The following is a 16,444-nucleotide window of genomic DNA, read 5'->3' on the forward strand; positions in this document are numbered from 1 at the left end:
TTCAGATGCTCTGCGCACACGTCTGAAAGATAGACAAGGCTGTCTGCCAGGCTGCGCCTAAATGCTCGGTCGATATTGAGGGCGCGAGAAGCGTCAGGTAGAAAGTGAAAACACATGAATGCAGAGGCCTACAGGCGCTTTTGTACTTTAAGCGCATGTAGGCTCGGATCAACTCTATGGCTTCTGGCGTTCTTGTTTAGTGCCTGGACTTGTTGGCCTGGGAAGCGAATCCCGTTGTCAACCGGGGTTAAGTCAAGACGGCGTTGGGGTTGGAGTTGGCCATATCGGTCCCTTTTCGCCGATCTTTGCTCCGATGGCAGAACTGAGGCAGAGAGGCGAATCGGTTGGCTCGCTGGACGTCATGGCACAGCTGCGAGAAGCCAGGCGAAAGCCATGGAGTCTGGCCATGTCAAGCTGAAGGGAGCTCATGGGGAAAGTTCCAGGGTTTTCAGATTATGTGGGGAGTTGCCAGTTGGTGTCAACCTGTCCTGCTGCCTGTGACGCTTGGCCGGGCTTGAAGTCCTCTTGAATGCCTGCCGAGTGAAAGCGAATCTCAACGCTCGAAGCTGGTGTTCCGCTGAGAATCTGAGTTTCGCGGTCGGCCAGATGTTCCAGTCTTGCCACTGTCAACGGTCTTCCGAAGCGCTGTTCGCTCAGCAGCCAGTAGAGGCCGAAGTGTCTGGCTTCGCTTGCCAGCAGATCGCTGTAGAGCTCACACAGTTCAGGATCCGGAGTGTGGCTGGCGAGCAGCCCCATGCGCTCGTGGCTGCGGGCCTCAATCAGTCCGGCCACCAGGAAGCTATCGAGCATGCGTTCGGGTTCCTGCCGGCGAATTTCCTGGGCGAGAGAGGCTCCATAGGGGGGGGCCGGCAACGCCCGCAAGCTGATGCCACGCCGTTGAAGCAGGGCCAGGACACGGTCGAAGTGCTGCAATTCCTCTTGAATCAGGGGGCTCAGCACGGCGGCAAGCTCGGTGTCTGAGGGATAGCGGAACATCAGTTGCAAGGCCGCGCCGGCTGCTTTGCGCTCGCAGTGGGCATGGTCGATCAGCAGCAGATCCGGGTGGGACAGCGCTTTCTCAAGCCAGCTGTCACTGCTGGGCCTTGCCAGCCACTTCACACGGGTGAACTCCGATGGAGCGGTGACGGTCATGCTTGAGTCAGACGAAGGTGATCCACCAGCCCTTCCAGGGCGAGCCGGTAGCTGGTGTGGCCGAAACCGCAGATCACTCCAACGGCCCGATCGGCCAGGTGCGAGTGGTGGCGGAAGGGCTCTCGGGCATGGGTGTTGCTCAGGTGCAGTTCCACGAAGGGAAGGGCCACAGCGAGCAGGGCATCCCGTAAGGCGATCGAGGTATGGGTGTAAGCCCCGGCGTTGATCAGAATTCCGTCAGTGTCGTCGCGAGCGGCCTGGATCCGATCCACCAGGGCTCCCTCATGGTTGCTCTGGTAGCAGTCGAGCTCCACCCCGAGGGCGACCGCCTGATCCTGCAGGGATGCATTGATCTGCTCGAGGCTGCGGGTGCCGTAGAGGCCTGGTTCGCGGCTGCCCAGCAGGTTGAGGTTCGGGCCATGGAGCACCAGCACTCGCACCGAGAGTTCCACCACTGGATGGGACTCGATCGTATCGGGCCCGGGCGGACTGGACCGCGGCCTCCGGTGGGGGCGGCAGGCCGGCTGGTAAGTTCTTGGGGTGTGGTTCGGGTCGGTGCCCGAGTGGTTAATGGGGGCGGACTGTAAATCCGCTGGCTCTGCCTACGTTGGTTCAAATCCAACCCGGCCCATCCACCACACGCCCTTGTAGCTCAGCGGTAGAGCACTCCCTTGGTAAGGGAGAGGTCACGAGTTCAAGTCTCGTCAAGGGCTTTGATGTTTCGTTTCCCGAAAGACGGACGAAGTTGTTTTTCTGACCTGTTCAGACGGGTATCGCTGTTTTCAGATCAGGCCACCTGGGAATGGTGGCAGAGTTCGCCATAGAGCTGTTCCAGGCTGTCGATGTTGGCGGCCAGGGTGTAGCGCTCCATGGCCCGCACCCGGGCCCGGCGCCCCAGCTCCTGGGTCAGCACGGGCTGATCCCGCAGCACCGGCAACAGGGTACGCAGCTGGGTGGTGACGCCCTGGGTGCTGATCACGATGCCGGCGCCCTCCGCCAGCACCTCGCCATCGGCGCCGGCATCGGTGGCCACGCAGGCCGTGCCGCTGGCCATGGCCTCCAGCAAGGCCAGGGAGAGGCCCTCCACCAGGGAGGGCAGCAGAAACACCTCCGCCAGCTGCTGCAGGGCCACCCGGCGCTCCAGGCTGGGCTCGAAACCCCACCACACCACATCAGGGTCACTGCTGCTGCCCTGCAGAGCAGCCCGCACGGGACCATCCCCCACGATCACCAGCACGCAGCCGCGGGGCCGCACGAGGCGCCAGGCCCGCAGCAGAGCCTCGACGTTCTTCTCGGTGGCCACCCGGCCCATGTAGAGGAAGACACGGCGGCCGGCGAAGCGTTGTTGCAGGGCCGCCAGCTCCGGACTCGGTGACACCGAAGCAGGCCGCCACGTGGCTGTGTCGACGCCATTGGGAATCACGGCCAGCCGTTCGCGCCGCACCCCCAGCCGGATCAGCACCTCGGCCTGCAGCTCCGAGAACACGATCACCCGGTCGTAGCGGGCCAGCGACGGGGCATACAGCTGATAGGTGAGCTGCTGCGTGCCTCCGGCCAGATTGCGCAGGCTGGCGTCAAAGGCGGGATGGAAGGTGGCCACCAGCGGCAGATCCAGCTGCTGGCAGAGATCGGGCAGCAGGAAATCCAGCGGCGAGAGGGTGAGACTGGCGTGCACCACGTCGGGACGCAGGCGCTCCAGGGATTCCCGCAGGGCTCGCTGGGCCCCCAGCGAGGGGATGGTGTACACCTGCGACTTCATCAGGTAGGGCAGAGCGACCTCCGGGTTCTCCTCTGCCAGGGTCACCGTCGGGTTGGTCTGGACCAGGGCAACGTTCCCCCCCCCGCCTGTCGCCGGCCCGCCTGACTGCAGCGCGGCGCTTGCCTTGCGCGCCCTCTCATTGGCCATGCGGTTGCGGGAAGCACTGCCGAACTCAGGCAGGCTCAGGCCCGTGGCCGGGGTGTCGAAGTGGATGAAGCTGATGCCATGCCCCCGCTGCCGCAGGGCATAGGTGGTGGTGAGCCCGTAGGTGACGTTGCCGCAGAACGGTGATTTCTTGCCAAGCCAGGCAATATGTGCCACCGATCACCTGCAACAGCAGGGGTTGACGCTAGCAGCGTTCATCGGGCTGCCTCAGGGCTCGGCTGCCAGGGGGCGCTCAGGCTCAGCGGCCTTCGGCGCGCCAGGGCTGCTCCACCACGGCGGCCAGCAGGGCGATGGCGGCCAGTCCCCACAGCACCGGCAGCAGGCCGTAGCGACTCACCACCGTGCCCGCCAGGACCAGGGGCAGGCTCAGGGCGATGTTGATCAGGTTGTTCTGCAGACCGAACACCTTGCCCCGTTGGGCCTCGGGCGTGTCCTCCTGGATCGTGGTCTGGGCGGGGATCGCCAGCAGCGCCGCGCCCACCCCCAGCAGGCCACAGAGCAGCAGGGTGAAGACCAGGCTGCCGCGCAGCTGGCCCAGCAGCACCAGGCACCAGGCGATCGTGCCCAGGCCGGTGGAGGCCAGCACCCGCCGGTTGATCCCATGGCCCAGCTGCGCCATGGCCAGGGCCCCCACCGCCAGGCCCACGCCGCTCATGGCCAGCAGAACACCGAACCGGGTGGGGCCCAGCCCCTCCACCCCCGAGGCCAGGCTGATGGCCAGCACGTAGAGGGCCGCCAGCAAGCTGTAGAGCAGCACCAGATGCACCATGGCGGTGCGCACGCTCGGTCGGGCCCGCAGCACCTGCAGGCCATCGCCGATTTCCTGCCACACCGTGGTCTGTCGATCCAGCTGGGGTTTCTCCTGCAGCTGGATGGTGCTGATCGCCACCGCCGCCAGCCCGTAGCACAGAGGCAGCAGCAGAAATTCCCCCCCCCGAATGCCGAACTGGGCCAGGCCGCTGCGCAGCAGCCGCAGGATCGGATCGCCGAGGGCAAAGCCCAGGATCGTGGCGGCCATGCTGGTGGCCTGATACAGAGAATTGGCCGCCAGCAGCAGCGGGCCGGGCACCAGCAGCGGGATCACGGCCTGTTCCGCCGGCGCGAAGAACTGGGTCAGCACCGATTCCAGGAAGGTCATGGCCACCAGCCCCCAGTACCCCCAGCTGAGGCCGAACCAGACCGGCCCGGGGATCAGGCAGAGCGGCGCCAGCAGCACCAGGGCGGCCCGAAGGCCGTTGGAGGCCACCATCACCCGCCGTTTCGGCCAGCGATCCGCCCAGACACCGGCCACGGTGCCCAGCACCATGGCCGGAATCGTGTTGGCCACGTAGATGCCGGTGGCCAGCAGAGTGATCACCTGGGCGCGGGTCTCCACGTCCATGCGCATCACCGCCGCGGCCTCCGCCAGCGCCGGATTGGTGCCGGGGGTGTCCGTGACCCAGTACTGGGCGATCAGGAACACCATCAGCACGATGTAGAACTTGTCGGCCAGCTGCGAAAAGACCTGGCCGATCCACAGGCGCCGGAAGCCCGGCAGCGCCAGCACGGCCTGCAGTCCGGTGGCGCGGCCGCCAGCTCCTGGAACGTTGGGGGCGCTCACGCTGGCGCTGCGGGTCGTGTCATGCGGCTTCATGTTGCCCCAGGGCCGTCTGGCCCGTCCCGACGCAGCAGGCGCCAGGCCCGCGGTCGGCGGCTGAGGTGTTCGCCGCACCAGATCTCCAGCAGCGCCAGCAGGTGCAGCCACACCGGCTCGGGGCCGAGCAGGGTTCCATCGCGGCGGCGGGGCAGCTGGGGTCGGGGCAGACGCTGCAGCAGGGCGACTTCCGAAGCATTGAGCACTACCCGGGCGCCCGGCAGCGCCCCCACCACCAGGCCTTCGCCCGGCAGCAGGCTGCAGCGCCACTCCCAGTTGCCCACGGGCGGTTGCAAGGCTGCACCGCTGCGGGCGCAGTGCTGCAGGGGCAGGCCGTAGCCCCCCAGGGCCAGCAGATGGACACTGCCCTGCACCGCGATGGCCATAGCCTCGGGATTGGGGGAGTGCTGCCGCACCACCTCTTCCAGACGGCCCAGCTGCATCAGCAGATCCCCCAGCAGACCGGGCACCGGCAGGTGCTCAGGCACCAGCAGGGAGGCCAGCTCCAGCAGCGACTGGGCGGCGGCCAGGGTCTCGAGCCGTTCCCCCAGCAGGGTGTAGTTGTGCAGCACCTCCAGCTGCCGCACCCGCTGCAGCCCCCGGCCTCCGCTCACCTGCAGGGTCAGGTGGGCCAGGGGAACCGCGGCCGCCAGCCGACTGCGGGGCCGACGGCCACCGGGCACCGCCAGCCGGCAGAGGCCCTCCTCCTCACTGATCAGGGTCAGCAGGCGATCGTGTTCGCCCAGGGGGCGGGCACTCAGGGCCAGGCCTTCAAGACGGCGATCCGGCACGCTGCGCCTGCATCAGGGCCACGCCACGGCTCGTTCCCAGTCGGGCGGCGCCGGCCTCCACCAAGGCCCGAGCCTGCTCCAGATCCGTGATGCCACCGGAGGCCTTCACCGCGGCCCGGCCGCGGGCCAGGTCCCGCAGCCGACCCACCTGGTCTGTGGTCACGGGCGGACCGAAGCCACTGCCGGTCTTGAGGAAGCGGGCACCGGCATCCAGGCTCACCTCCACCAGCAGCTCCAGCGCCTCCGGCTCCAGACGGCCCACCTCGAGAATCACCTTGATCGGCAGGCCCAGCTCCGCGATCGCGGCCAGATCATCGTGCAGGCTGCCGCTGTCCCGGTCGATCAGGGCACCGAAATCGGGCACCACATCGAGCTCATCCGCCCCGGCGGCGGCGGCGGCTTCCGCCTCGGCTCGCTTGATGGCCGCTGGCACGGCACCGAAGGGAAAGCCCACCACCGAGATCAGCTTCACCGGCCCTCCGATCGGCAGGTGCTCGCGGGCCGCCGCCACCCAGCGTGAGGCCAGGCAGACGCCGGCAAAGCCGAAATGGCGCGCTTCCTCGCAGCAGCGCTGCACTGCAGCCACGCCCTGCAACGGGTCGAGCAGGGCGTGGTCGATCAGGGGAGCAAGGTCGGGCTGCTCGCGCAGGCTGGAGCGATCGCGGGCCATGGCCGATTTCACCGGTGGAACGACCGGCAGATGCCGGCCGTGGATTCGCTCAGGTGGGGGGTTGCTCAGCTCAGGGTCGATCAGGCGTCTCTGGGCTGAATCACACCAAAGCCGCCGTGGTTGCGGCGATAGACCACCTGAATCTGGCCATCGTCGGCATCGCGGAACACGTAGAAGTCGTGGTCGATCATCTCCAGCTGATGCAGGGCATCGTCCAGCTTCATCGGCGGCATGGCGAAGTACTTGCGCCGCACAGCGGGAGCAGGCAGCTCCGGTTCCCGGCCTTCGGTGAGGGAGTGATCGACCGAGAGCTCGCCCACGATCTCTTCGGTGCCGGGGGTGGTGCTGGCCCGGTGACCGGAGCTGTGGTGATGGTCATGCTGCCGGTCCATGAACCGATGCAGCTGGCGGCTCAGCTTGCTGGCCACCAGATCGATGCTGGCATAGAGGTTTTCGCTGCGCTCCTGGGCGCGGATCACCGTGCCGTTGGCATACATCGTCACCTCGGCGGTCTGCTGGGGGACGCGCGGGTTGCGGGCAACGGACAGATGCACGTCCGCCTCCTTCACCATTCCCTCAAAGTGGTTGATGGCGCGGGTCAGCTTGGCTTCGGTGTATTCCCGGATGGCCGGGGTGACATCAAGATTGCGGCCATGAATCAGGAGTTTCATGAGCTTGGACCGCCTCCGGTTTCTCGGCTTGCTCCAACGCTACGAAAGCCAGTGCCCCAGATCCGGAACGACGCAATCCTTTTTGAAACCGCCGCTGCAACGGCCGATCCGGTGCCGTTTCTGCAGGCTTGGCAATGGCAGCAGCAACTGCAGGCCCGCCTGCTGCAGGATCCCGACGGCCCCGATGCCGTGCTGCTGGTCCAGCATCTCCCCTGCTACACCCTCGGCCGCGGCGCCGATCCGGCCTTCCTGCGGTTCGACCCGGCCGATCCGCCCCTGCCCACCTATCGCATCGATCGGGGCGGTGAGGTGACCCACCATGCGCCCGGCCAGCTGGTGCTCTATCCGGTGCTCAACCTGCAGCGCCACGGGGCCGATCTGCACCAGTACCTGCGGCAGCTGGAGGAGGTGGTGCTCCGGGTGCTGGCCCGCCTGGGATTGCGGGGCGAACGGCTGGAGGGGCTTACGGGGGTGTGGCTGGACGGGCGCAAGGTGGCGGCGATCGGAGTGGGGGCCCGGCGCTGGATCAGCCAGCACGGCCTGGCCCTGAATGTGGACGGGCCCCTGGAGGGGTACGGGGCGATCGTGCCCTGCGGCCTGAGCGATCGACCGGTGGGGCGCCTGTGCGACTGGATTCCCCCGCTCACGGTCGCCGCGGTGCAACCCCTGCTGATCGCGGCCTTTGCCGAGGTGTTCGATCTGCAGCTGCGGCCTCCACTCCCGGCAGAAGCGCTGCAGGGGTGGTAATCGTGGGCGCCAACGCCCGTCGTTTCCACCATGGTTGCGCCCGCCGAGATCCACTGGAGCGGCAGTGAACAGGACCGGCAGGCCCTGGAATCCCGCACCGACTGGAGCCATCTGCGCGGCCTCGAGGAGCTGTGGCCGGCCCTCGACTCTTTGTATGGCGAGGCCCTGGCCCTGGAGGCCCCCCACGCCGATCCCGCTGAACGCCTGAGCTATCGCCAGCTGCGCCGCGGCATCGAGACGGCGGCCGCTGGATTTGCCGCCCTGGGGGTGAAACCCGGCGATGTGGTGGCGCTGTTTGCGGAGAACGGCCCCCGCTGGCTCCTGGCCGATCAGGGGCTGATGCGCGCCGGCGCTGCCGATGCGGTGCGCGGCAGCTCGGCGCCAGCCGAAGAGCTGCGCTACATCCTCGACGACTGCGGTGCCAAGGGATTGGTGGTGGAGTCGGCAGCGCTGCTGCAGAGCCTCGATCTCGGCCCGGAACGACTGGCCAGGCTGCGCTTTGTGGTGCTGCTCTGTGGCAAAGCCTCCAGCAGCCAGGCCCTTGATGACCAAGCGCACGGCGGTGTGGCCGGCGATGGGGCGCCGCCCTGTCTGTCCTGGGAGGACTTTCTGGATCGCGGAGCCCAGGCGCCGCCCCCAACACCCCCGGCCGGGGGCGAACAGCGTCTCGCCACCCTCCTCTACACCTCGGGCACTACCGGCCAGCCCAAGGGGGTGCCGCTCAGCCACGCCAATCTGCTGCATCAGCTGCGCCACCTCGGGGTGGCGGTGGCCCCCAGCCCCGGCGATCGGGTGCTGAGTGTGCTGCCGATCTGGCATGCCTACGAGCGCAGCGCCGAATACTTCCTGCTCTCCTGCGGCTGCCGCCAGACCTACACAACCCTGCGCCATCTGCGCCAGGACCTGCAGGTGGTGCGGCCCCAGTACCTGATCAGCGTGCCGCGCCTCTGGGAGGCCCTCCTGTCTGGGTTTGAGGATGCCCTTGCTGCCATGCCCGCCTCACGCCGGCGCCTGCTGAACCTGGCCCTGGCGAACGGCCGCCGCTACTGCCTCTGTCGCCGTCAGGCGCTCGATCGCACCCTGGAACCGGAGCCGCCGCTGCGCCGCGTGAGCGCCGCCCTGGAGGTCGGGCTGCGCTGGCCCCTGCAGCGGCTGGCGGACACCCTGTTCTGGCCGAAGGTGCGCCAGCAGCTGGCCGGCGGACAGCTCCGCACCGCCATCAGTGGCGGCGGTGCTCTGGCTCTGCATGTGGATGGCTTCTTCGAGGTGATCGGAATCGAGCTGCTGGTGGGTTACGGCCTCACCGAGACCAGTCCGGTGCTCACCTGCCGGCGACCCTGGCTCAACCGCCGCGGCAGCTCCGGCCAGCCCCTGCCTGGAACGGCCCTGCGGATCGTCGATCCCGAGAGCGGCGCCCTGCTGCGCCTCGGCGAACGCGGCCGGGTGCTGGCCCGCGGGCCGCAGGTGATGGGCGGCTACTTCGGCAAACCGGACGCCACCGCCAAGGTGCTCGATGCCGAGGGCTGGTTCGATACCGGCGATCTGGGGCGGTTACTGGCCGATGGCTGTCTGGTGCTCACCGGCCGCGCCAAGGACACGATCGTGCTCAGCAGCGGCGAGAACATCGAACCCGGCCCCCTGGAGGAGGCCCTGGTGGAGAGTGCGCTGGTGGAGCAGGTGATGCTGGTGGGACAGGATCGTCGCCAGCTGGGGGCCCTGGTGGTTCCGCGCCGGGAGGCCCTGGCCGCCTTTGCCGCGGCGGCGGGCCTGCCCCCGCTCAACCTGGATCCGGACACCCCACTGGAGCCGGTCGATCCAGCGCTGCTGCGGGCTCTCAAGAGTGAGTTCAACCGAGTTCTGGCGGCGCGGCCAGGCTCAAGGCCCGATGAGCGCCTGGCGGGGGTGGCACTGGTGGCCCCCTTCACGCTCGACAACGGCCTGCTCACCCAGACCCTCAAACAACGGCGCGACCGCATCGCGGAGCGCGATGGCGCGGCGATCGAGGCGATCTACGCAGGCTGACGTCGCGAGCCCAGCCGCTCAGCCTGCGGCCTAACAGTGCGGCGAACCGGCGTTGACCTTGGATGCCGGGGCTGAGAGGGTGGACGCTGCTTTTGCTCGCCCATGGCCAACGGCCCCAGCCTCTCGATCAAGCGCACGATCACGGTGCGCGCCGTGGTCACGCCCCGCTGGAAGGAGGACGCCGAGCGCGAGCTCAGCAACGCCGTGCAGATGAGCGATCAGCAGCTGGCCCAGCTGGAGCAGGAAGGCCAGCAGCTGATCGATGAGATCCGCCGCCAGAGCCTCAATCCGCTCGATCCCCGCGTCCAGGAGCAGGTGGGCTCGGTGCAGCAGCAGGTGGGGCAGAAACGGGCGGAACTGGAAGAACAGAAGCGACAGATTCTGGAGCAGCAGCGCCAGGTGCGTGACCTGGAGATGGAGCAGATCGTCGAGCAGGGCCAGCTCGAAAGCTTCTGTGATGTGCAGGTGGGCGACAACCTGGTGGAGCGTCTGCAGGCCTCCGTGCTGGTGCGCGATGGCGTGATCGAGGCCATCGAAGGCGTCTGAACCGCTGGCTCCCCGCGCGACTCGTAAAATCCGCGAAACGCGCGGCGGACTTTGGCCACCCACGACATCTTCATGCCTGCCCTCAGCTCCACCATGACGGAGGGCAAGATCGTGGAGTGGCTCAAGAAACCCGGTGATCGGGTCGAGCGCGGCGAGTCGGTGCTCGTGGTCGAGTCCGACAAGGCGGACATGGACGTGGAATCCTTCAACGAAGGCTTCCTGGCCGCCGTGCTGATGCCAGCGGGTGGCACAGCGCCGGTGGGCGAGACCATCGGCCTGATCGTGGAATCCGAGGCGGAGATCGCGGAAGCGGCAGCGAAGGCTCCTGCCGCTCCCGCCGCAGCAGCGGCGCCCGCAGCCCCGGCCCCTGCCGCTGCGCCGCCTTCCGTCTCAGCAGCCCCTTCCGTGCCGGCCGCCCCTGCCGCTGTGGCCCCAGCGACCCCCGCACCTGTGGCGGCTCCTGCTCCTGCCGCTGCGATCTCCCAGCTGGCTTCCTCCTCCGCGGCGGCCGCCGATGGCCGCGTTGTGGCCAGCCCCCGCGCCCGAAAATTGGCCAGTCAGCTGGGTGTGGCGCTTGAGAGCCTGCGCGGCAGCGGTCCCCATGGCCGCATCCAGGCCGACGACGTGCTGGCCGCCACCGGTCAGCCGGTGAGTGTGCCCCGGGTTGCCGAGGGATCGGCCGCCGCGGTGAGCGTGGCCTCGGCAGGCTCTGCCGCCGGCAATGGTGCTGGCGCAGCCCCCGCTGCAGCCCCCGCCCCGGCGGGACAGGCCTTTGGCCGACCCGGTGAGAGCGTGGCCTTCAACACCCTCCAGCAGGCGGTGAACCGCAACATGCTGGCCAGCCTGGAGGTGCCCTGTTTCCGGGTGGGCTACACGATCACCACCGACAGGCTCGATGCCTTCTACAAGCAGGTGAAGAGCAAGGGCGTCACCATGACGGCCCTGCTGGCCAAGGCCGTGGGTGTGGTGCTGGCCCGCCATCCCCAGGTGAATGCCGCCACCACCGAGGCCGGCATGACCTACCCCGGCTCCGTGAATGTGGCCGTGGCCGTGGCCATGGAAGACGGCGGCCTGATCACCCCGGTGCTGGCCTCCGCCGACAAGACCGACCTCTATTCTCTCGCCCGCAACTGGGCCGATCTGGTGGCCCGCTCCCGCACCAAGCAGCTCAAGCCGGAGGAATACAGCACCGGCACCTTCACCCTCTCCAACCTGGGCATGTTCGGAGTGGATCGCTTCGACGCGATCCTTCCCCCCGGCACCGGCGCCATCCTGGCTGTGGCGGCGTCGCGTCCCACGGTGGTGGCCGGCAAGGATGGCGCGATCCGTGTGAAGAACCAGATGCAGGTGAACCTCACCTGTGATCACCGCACCATCTATGGCGCCCACGCCGCCGCCTTCCTCAAGGACCTGGCCCAGCTGATCGAGACCAACCCCGAAAACCTGGCCTTCTGAGCGATGGCTCCATGGACCTGATCCGGCGGCTGTTCGGCCAGCCTTTGCCACGCAGCGAGGCGGAAGCTGAACGGCTGCCCAGCTACGAAGCCCTGCCGATCCTGTCGTCCGATGCCCTCTCCTCCGTGGCCTATGCCACCGAGGCCGCTCTGGGGGTTCTGATCCTGGCCGGCAGCCGCGCCCTGGAGCTGTCGCTGCCGATCACCCTGGCGATCATCGCCCTGATCGCCGTGGTGGTCTTCTCCTTCCGCCAGACGATCGAGGCCTACCCCCAGGGTGGCGGCTCCTACGTGGTGGCCCGCGAGAACCTGGGCACCGCCGCCAGCCTGGTGGCGGCCGCCTCCCTGCTGGTGGATTACACCCTCACGGCGGCGGTGAGCCTGATGGCGGGAACCCAGGCGCTCTCCTCACTGCTGCCGGGCCTGCTGCGCCACGAGGTGGCCTTCGCCTTGCTGCTGCTGCTGCTGGTGGGCTGGGCGAACCTGCGTGGTGTCCGGGAGGCGGGACAGGCCTTCGCTCTCCCCACCTACGCGTTTGTGCTGATGGTGGCGCTTCTGGCCCTCGGCGGACTGCAGGACCTGGTGTTTCACCATGGCTTCCAGCCCGATCCCCCCCCGCTGATTCAGGCGGTGGAGCCGCTGGGGCTGTTTCTGATCCTGCGGGCCTTCAGTTCCGGTTGTTCCGCCATGACCGGCATCGAGGCGATCGCCAACGGGGTGAAGCTGTTCCGCCAGCCGGCGGCGACCCGGGCGCGGGCCACGATGCTGGTGATGGGGCTGATGCTCGCCGCGATGTTCTTCTGCGTGAGCGGCCTCGGCTTCCTCTACGGCGTGGCCCCCGATCCGAATCGCACCGTGCTGGCCCAGATCGGCCTGCGGGTGTTCGGGGCCGGCAGTCCACTGCTCTGGGCTCTGCAGATCACCACCCTGCTGATCCTGGTGCTGGCGGCCAACACCGCCTTCGCCGGCTTCCCACGCCTGGCCGCGATGCTCGCCCAGGACCGCTTCCTGCCCCGTCAGATGGGCTGGCTGGGGGATCGGCTGGTGTTCCAGAACGGCATCACCACCCTGGTGCTGGCCACCGCCGTGATCATCGTGGTCTGCCGGGGAGACACCACCGTGGCGGTGAACCTCTATGCCCTGGGGGTGTTCATGGCCTTCACCCTGTCCCAGACGGGCATGGTGGTGCTGTGGTGGCGCCAGCGCGGCCCCGGCTGGCACGGCCGGCTGCTGATGAATGCCCTGGGGGCCATCACCACCTGCGTGGTGCTGGTGGTGATCGTGCTGAGCAAGTTCAGCGAAGGAGCCTGGACCGTGGTCATCGCCATCCCGCTGCTGGTGGCGCTGCTGGCCCGGATCCGGCGGCGCTACCGGCGGGTCTACGCCGAAATCGCCGTGCAGCCCGATCAGGTCCAGCCGGTGCGGCTGCCGCAACGCCATGAACCGATCGGGAACCGCAGCATCGTCTGGCTCACCGGATTCAGCCGCCCCAGCCTCGATGCCCTCCACTACGCCGCCCGGGTCTCTGATCAGGTGGTGGCGGTGTGGGTGCTTTCGGAAGACGATGATCCAGCCGCCATCCAGGCCGACTGGCTGCGCCTGGTGGGGGACGAACCCCAGGTGGAACTGCGGCTGGTGGACAGCCCCTTTGCCTCCCTGATCCAACCCTTTGTGGCCGTGGTGGAAGCCGAGGAGAACCGCTACCCCGCCTCCAGCCTCACGATCGTGATGCCGATGGCGATTCCCCGCTACCGCTTCGACAGCCTGCTGCTCAACCAGCGCGCCATCAACATGCGCCAGGCGCTCGATGCCCAGCACAACCGAGTCTTCACCGTGGTGCGCTATTACTTGCCGGCCTGATTCCCGATCGGCGGTTGCAGCCCCTCTCCTCTCGTTCTGCGGTGTCCCCCCTGGGAGGTCCCGAAGATCGCGCCCTGTCCAGCTATGGGTTCGAGCTGCCGCCCGAGCGCATTGCCCAGCGCCCCGTGGAGCCCCGCCATGCGGCCCGCCTGCTGGCAGTGGAAGCCGATGCGGGCTGTCGCCACCGCACGGTCTGGGATCTGCAGGAGGAGCTGCGGCCCGGTGATCTGCTGGTGGTGAATGACACCCGGGTGCTGCGGGCGCGGCTGCAGGCCCGCCGGGCCGGCAGCGGCGGCGCCGTGGAACTGCTGGTGCTCGAACCGCGGGGGGAGGCCCGCTGGCTCTGCCTGGCCCGTCCGGCCAAGCGCCTGCGCCCCGGTGACCAGCTGGAGCTGCTGGCCGAAGGGCAGCCGCCCCTGGCTGTGGAGGTGCTGGACAGCGATCCCGACACCGGTGGCCGCATCGTGCAGTTTCCGCCGGAGTGCACCGATGCCGCCGGCCTCGAGCCGCTGCTGCTGGCCTACGGCGCGATCCCACTGCCGCCCTACATCCACGAACACGACGCCAGCGATAACGAGCGCTACCAGACCCGCTACGCGGCACGGCCCGGTGCCGTGGCGGCCCCAACGGCGGGTCTGCACCTCAGCGATGAGTTGCTGGCTGCATTGGAGAGCCGCGGCGTGCAGCGAGCCACCGTGACCCTGCATGTGGGGCTGGGCACCTTCCGGCCCCTGGAAGACGAAGACCTCAGCCAGCTGGAACTGCACAGCGAATGGGTGGAGGTGAGCCCGGAATTGGTGGAGGCGGTGCGGGCCTGCCGCGAGCGCGGCGGGCGGGTGATCGCCGTGGGCACCACCAGCGTGCGCAGCCTCGAGGGGGTGGCCGCCCTGCATGGCGGCGAGCTCCGTCCCCATGCCGGCCCGGTGAACCTGGTGATCCAACCCGGTTTCCGCTTCGCGGTGGTGGAGGGTCTGCTCACCAATTTCCATCTGCCCAGGAGTTCGCTGCTGCTGCTGGTGAGTGCCTTGATCGGCCGGCAGCGGTTGCTGGATCTGTATGGCGAGGCGATTGAACAGAACTATCGCTTCTTTTCCTATGGCGACGCCATGTGGATTCCGCCGGAGGCGGTGCTCAAGGTCTGATCGAGGCGGCACTCAAGGTCAGACGCACGACGAATCAAGACATGGAAAGCCTTGAGGCACAGCCAACACAGCTTGGTTGGATCAAGGCAGAGACTGAACTGAAAACAGACTGAGCCAACAAAAAAGCCCCCGAAAGACTCGGGGGCTCACTGAAGACTGCTTTCGCAGCAATCGTTTTAGCAAAATAGTCTTGAGTCGGGAAAACTTTCGCTGAATTTCCTTCGGCCAAGTTTTCTCGGGAAGAGGGATCAGGCCGCTGCCAGGTTGGCCGCCACGAAGTCCCAATTCACCAGCTTGTCGAGGAAGGTGGTGATGTAATCAGGGCGACGGTTCTGATAATCGAGGTAGTAGGCGTGCTCCCACACGTCCATGGTCAGCAGCGCCTTCTGACCGTGGGCCAGGGGCAGATCGGCATTGGCGGTCTTGGTCACCTTGAGGGTGCCGCCATCCAGCACCAGCCAGGCCCAGCCACTGCCGAACTGGGTGGCGCCGGCAGCCTTGAAGGCCTCGACAAAGGCCTCGAAGCTGCCGAAATCAGCGGCGATCTTGTCGGCCAGGGCGCCGCTGGGAGCACCGCCACCGCCGGGCTTCATGCACTGCCAGTAGAAGCTGTGGTTCCACACCTGGGCGGCGTTGTTGAACACACCGGCCTTGCTGGCATCACCGGCCACGGCCGTGATCACGTCGTCCAGGCTCTTGCCTTCCAGATCAGTGCCGGCCACCAGGTTGTTGAGGTTGGTGACGTAGGCATTGTGGTGCTTGCCGTGGTGAAACTCCAGGGTCCGGCTGCTGATATGGGGCTCGAGCGCATCGAGTCCATAGGGCAGCGCGGGCAGCGTGTGAGCCATGGGGGAAGGGAAAGGGCTTGGGAAAAGCCTGCCGCAGGAGGGCCGGGCCGGTCAGTTGTGGGCTCGGTGCCGCCAGGGCAGGACGGGATTCAGGCTCGATGGAGCCTTGTCAGAGGCATCCTAACGATTGCTACAGGTTTTCGATGTCAGGCGCCTCTCCGGCAAAGGCCTTGGCGTTCAGTGTCCAGCAACCAAGGCCTCAGCTGCCGATCCGCAGCAGTTCCACCTCGAAGATCAGGGTGGCGTTGGGGGGAATCACACCACCGGCGCCCCGTTCGCCGTAGGCCAGATCAGCGGGAATCACCAGCTTGCGCTTGCCACCCACCTGCATGCCGGCCACGCCTTCGTCCCAGCCGCGGATCACCCGGCCGGCGCCGAGGGGAAAGGAGAAGGGGCCGCGACCGTAGCTGGAGTCGAACTCCTTGCCGCTTTCCAGGGTGCCGCGGTAGTTGACCACGACCGTCTGACCGCTCTGAGCCTCGGGGCCATCACCGATCACCAGGTCGGTGATGCGCAGGCCACTGGGGGTGACCCGCTCCTTGGCAGCGTCCATGGGACCTCCGAGGGAAGACGCTCCCTGGGCCAGGGCCGCATCGGAGGAGCTGGAGATCGGCGAATCAGAAGCCATGGCAAACAGGGTGGGGTTGGGATCGTTGGGGTCGAGTTCCAGCGGTGCCTGCACAACGGCCCGAGCGGTCCGGCTCACCTCTGGGGCGTTGAGGGCCTGAGCCGCCAGACCGGTGCTGGCTGCTGCCGCGTTGGTCACGGCCACTGCCGGACTGGCTGATGCTTCGGCCACGGAAGACTCGGCACTGGCCGCGCCGATCACGGTGGAGGGGGCCACCAGCTGGCTCACGAAGGCCACCATCAGGCAGGCCACGAACACCGCCGAGCTGATCAGGATGTCGCGCATGGGGCAGCTGGCAAGGAACAGGTGGGCTGCGCCGATTCTGCCTCCTGAACCGTTCGCCCCCGGGCGGTGCC

General features: G+C 67.7%; 15 protein-coding genes and 2 tRNA genes. 8 read left to right on the forward strand and 9 right to left on the reverse strand.

Going from position 1 to position 16,444, the window contains the following annotated elements:
• Positions 1-453: 453 nt before the first annotated feature.
• A complete protein-coding gene (locus tag H8F24_RS13195) occupies positions 454-1,152 on the reverse strand; it encodes a tRNA-(ms[2]io[6]A)-hydroxylase (RefSeq protein ID WP_197169914.1) in 699 nt (232 codons plus the stop codon).
• On the reverse strand, positions 1,149-1,592 hold the full coding sequence (gene aroQ / locus H8F24_RS13200; protein WP_197154497.1) for a type II 3-dehydroquinate dehydratase: 444 nt from the start codon (positions 1,590-1,592) through the stop codon (positions 1,149-1,151). The genes H8F24_RS13195 and aroQ overlap by 4 nt, the downstream gene beginning before the upstream one ends.
• A 109-nt stretch (positions 1,593-1,701) precedes the next feature.
• On the opposite strand from aroQ, the gene H8F24_RS13205 reads away from it, so the two are divergent.
• Together H8F24_RS13205 and H8F24_RS13210 are read left to right on the forward strand one after the other, a co-directional pair.
• Positions 1,702-1,783 (forward strand) — tRNA-Tyr (locus tag H8F24_RS13205).
• A 10-nt stretch (positions 1,784-1,793) separates the two neighbouring features.
• Positions 1,794-1,865 (forward strand) — tRNA-Thr (locus tag H8F24_RS13210).
• A 74-nt stretch (positions 1,866-1,939) separates the two neighbouring features.
• On the opposite strand, the gene H8F24_RS13215 is transcribed toward H8F24_RS13210, so the two are convergent.
• The 5 genes from H8F24_RS13215 to hpf form a co-directional block, all read right to left on the reverse strand.
• The gene (locus H8F24_RS13215; protein ID WP_231597828.1) at positions 1,940-3,232 is read right to left on the reverse strand and encodes a glycosyltransferase family 4 protein; all 1,293 of its coding nucleotides are present in this window, start codon (positions 3,230-3,232) and stop codon (positions 1,940-1,942) included.
• 82 nt (positions 3,233-3,314) lie between these two features.
• The gene (locus H8F24_RS13225; protein WP_197169915.1) at positions 3,315-4,709 is read right to left on the reverse strand and encodes an MFS transporter; all 1,395 of its coding nucleotides are present in this window, start codon (positions 4,707-4,709) and stop codon (positions 3,315-3,317) included.
• A complete protein-coding gene (gene recO / locus H8F24_RS13230; RefSeq protein WP_197169916.1) occupies positions 4,706-5,500 on the reverse strand; it encodes a DNA repair protein RecO in 795 nt (264 codons plus the stop codon). Before recO ends, H8F24_RS13225 begins: the two co-directional genes overlap by 4 nt.
• Positions 5,481-6,170, reverse strand: coding sequence for a deoxyribose-phosphate aldolase (gene deoC, locus H8F24_RS13235; RefSeq protein WP_197169917.1), 690 nt, complete (start codon positions 6,168-6,170; stop codon positions 5,481-5,483). Before deoC ends, recO begins: the two co-directional genes overlap by 20 nt.
• 80 nt (positions 6,171-6,250) lie before the next feature.
• Positions 6,251-6,841, reverse strand: coding sequence for a ribosome hibernation-promoting factor, HPF/YfiA family (hpf, locus tag H8F24_RS13240; protein ID WP_197154518.1), 591 nt, complete (start codon positions 6,839-6,841; stop codon positions 6,251-6,253).
• Between the two features lie 51 nt (positions 6,842-6,892).
• Between hpf and lipB the strand changes: the two genes are divergently transcribed.
• The 6 genes from lipB (at position 6,893) to queA (ending at position 14,612) form a co-directional block, all read left to right on the forward strand.
• The gene (gene lipB, locus H8F24_RS13245; RefSeq protein WP_231597829.1) at positions 6,893-7,588 is read left to right on the forward strand and encodes a lipoyl(octanoyl) transferase LipB; all 696 of its coding nucleotides are present in this window, start codon (positions 6,893-6,895) and stop codon (positions 7,586-7,588) included.
• Between the two features lie 30 nt (positions 7,589-7,618).
• A complete protein-coding gene (locus tag H8F24_RS13250; RefSeq protein WP_197169919.1) occupies positions 7,619-9,610 on the forward strand; it encodes an AMP-binding protein in 1,992 nt (663 codons plus the stop codon).
• Between the two features lie 102 nt (positions 9,611-9,712).
• A complete protein-coding gene (locus H8F24_RS13255) occupies positions 9,713-10,156 on the forward strand; it encodes a YlqD family protein (protein ID WP_197154524.1) in 444 nt (147 codons plus the stop codon).
• Positions 10,157-10,207: 51 nt separating this feature from the next.
• Complete coding sequence (locus H8F24_RS13260) at positions 10,208-11,611, forward strand: dihydrolipoamide acetyltransferase family protein (protein WP_197169920.1); 1,404 nt, start codon at positions 10,208-10,210, stop codon at positions 11,609-11,611.
• Positions 11,612-11,622: 11 nt separating this feature from the next.
• On the forward strand, positions 11,623-13,470 hold the full coding sequence (locus tag H8F24_RS13265; protein ID WP_197169921.1) for an APC family permease: 1,848 nt from the start codon (positions 11,623-11,625) through the stop codon (positions 13,468-13,470).
• Between the two features lie 50 nt (positions 13,471-13,520).
• Positions 13,521-14,612, forward strand: a complete 1,092-nt coding sequence (queA, locus tag H8F24_RS13270) for a tRNA preQ1(34) S-adenosylmethionine ribosyltransferase-isomerase QueA (RefSeq protein WP_197172344.1) — start codon at positions 13,521-13,523, stop codon at positions 14,610-14,612.
• Between the two features lie 248 nt (positions 14,613-14,860).
• Here queA and H8F24_RS13275 read toward each other — a convergent pair whose 3' ends face one another.
• Entirely contained in the window at positions 14,861-15,460 is a 600-nt protein-coding gene (locus H8F24_RS13275) for a superoxide dismutase (protein WP_197154530.1), read from the reverse strand.
• Positions 15,461-15,659: 199 nt separating this feature from the next.
• Positions 15,660-16,373: an FKBP-type peptidyl-prolyl cis-trans isomerase gene (locus tag H8F24_RS13280; protein WP_197154532.1), complete on the reverse strand. Its 714-nt coding sequence runs from the start codon at positions 16,371-16,373 to the stop codon at positions 15,660-15,662.
• Between the last annotated feature and the right edge of the window lie 71 nt (positions 16,374-16,444).

The organism is Synechococcus sp. CBW1002 (genome assembly GCF_015840915.1).
Taxonomy (GTDB): domain Bacteria; phylum Cyanobacteriota; class Cyanobacteriia; order PCC-6307; family Cyanobiaceae; genus CBW1002.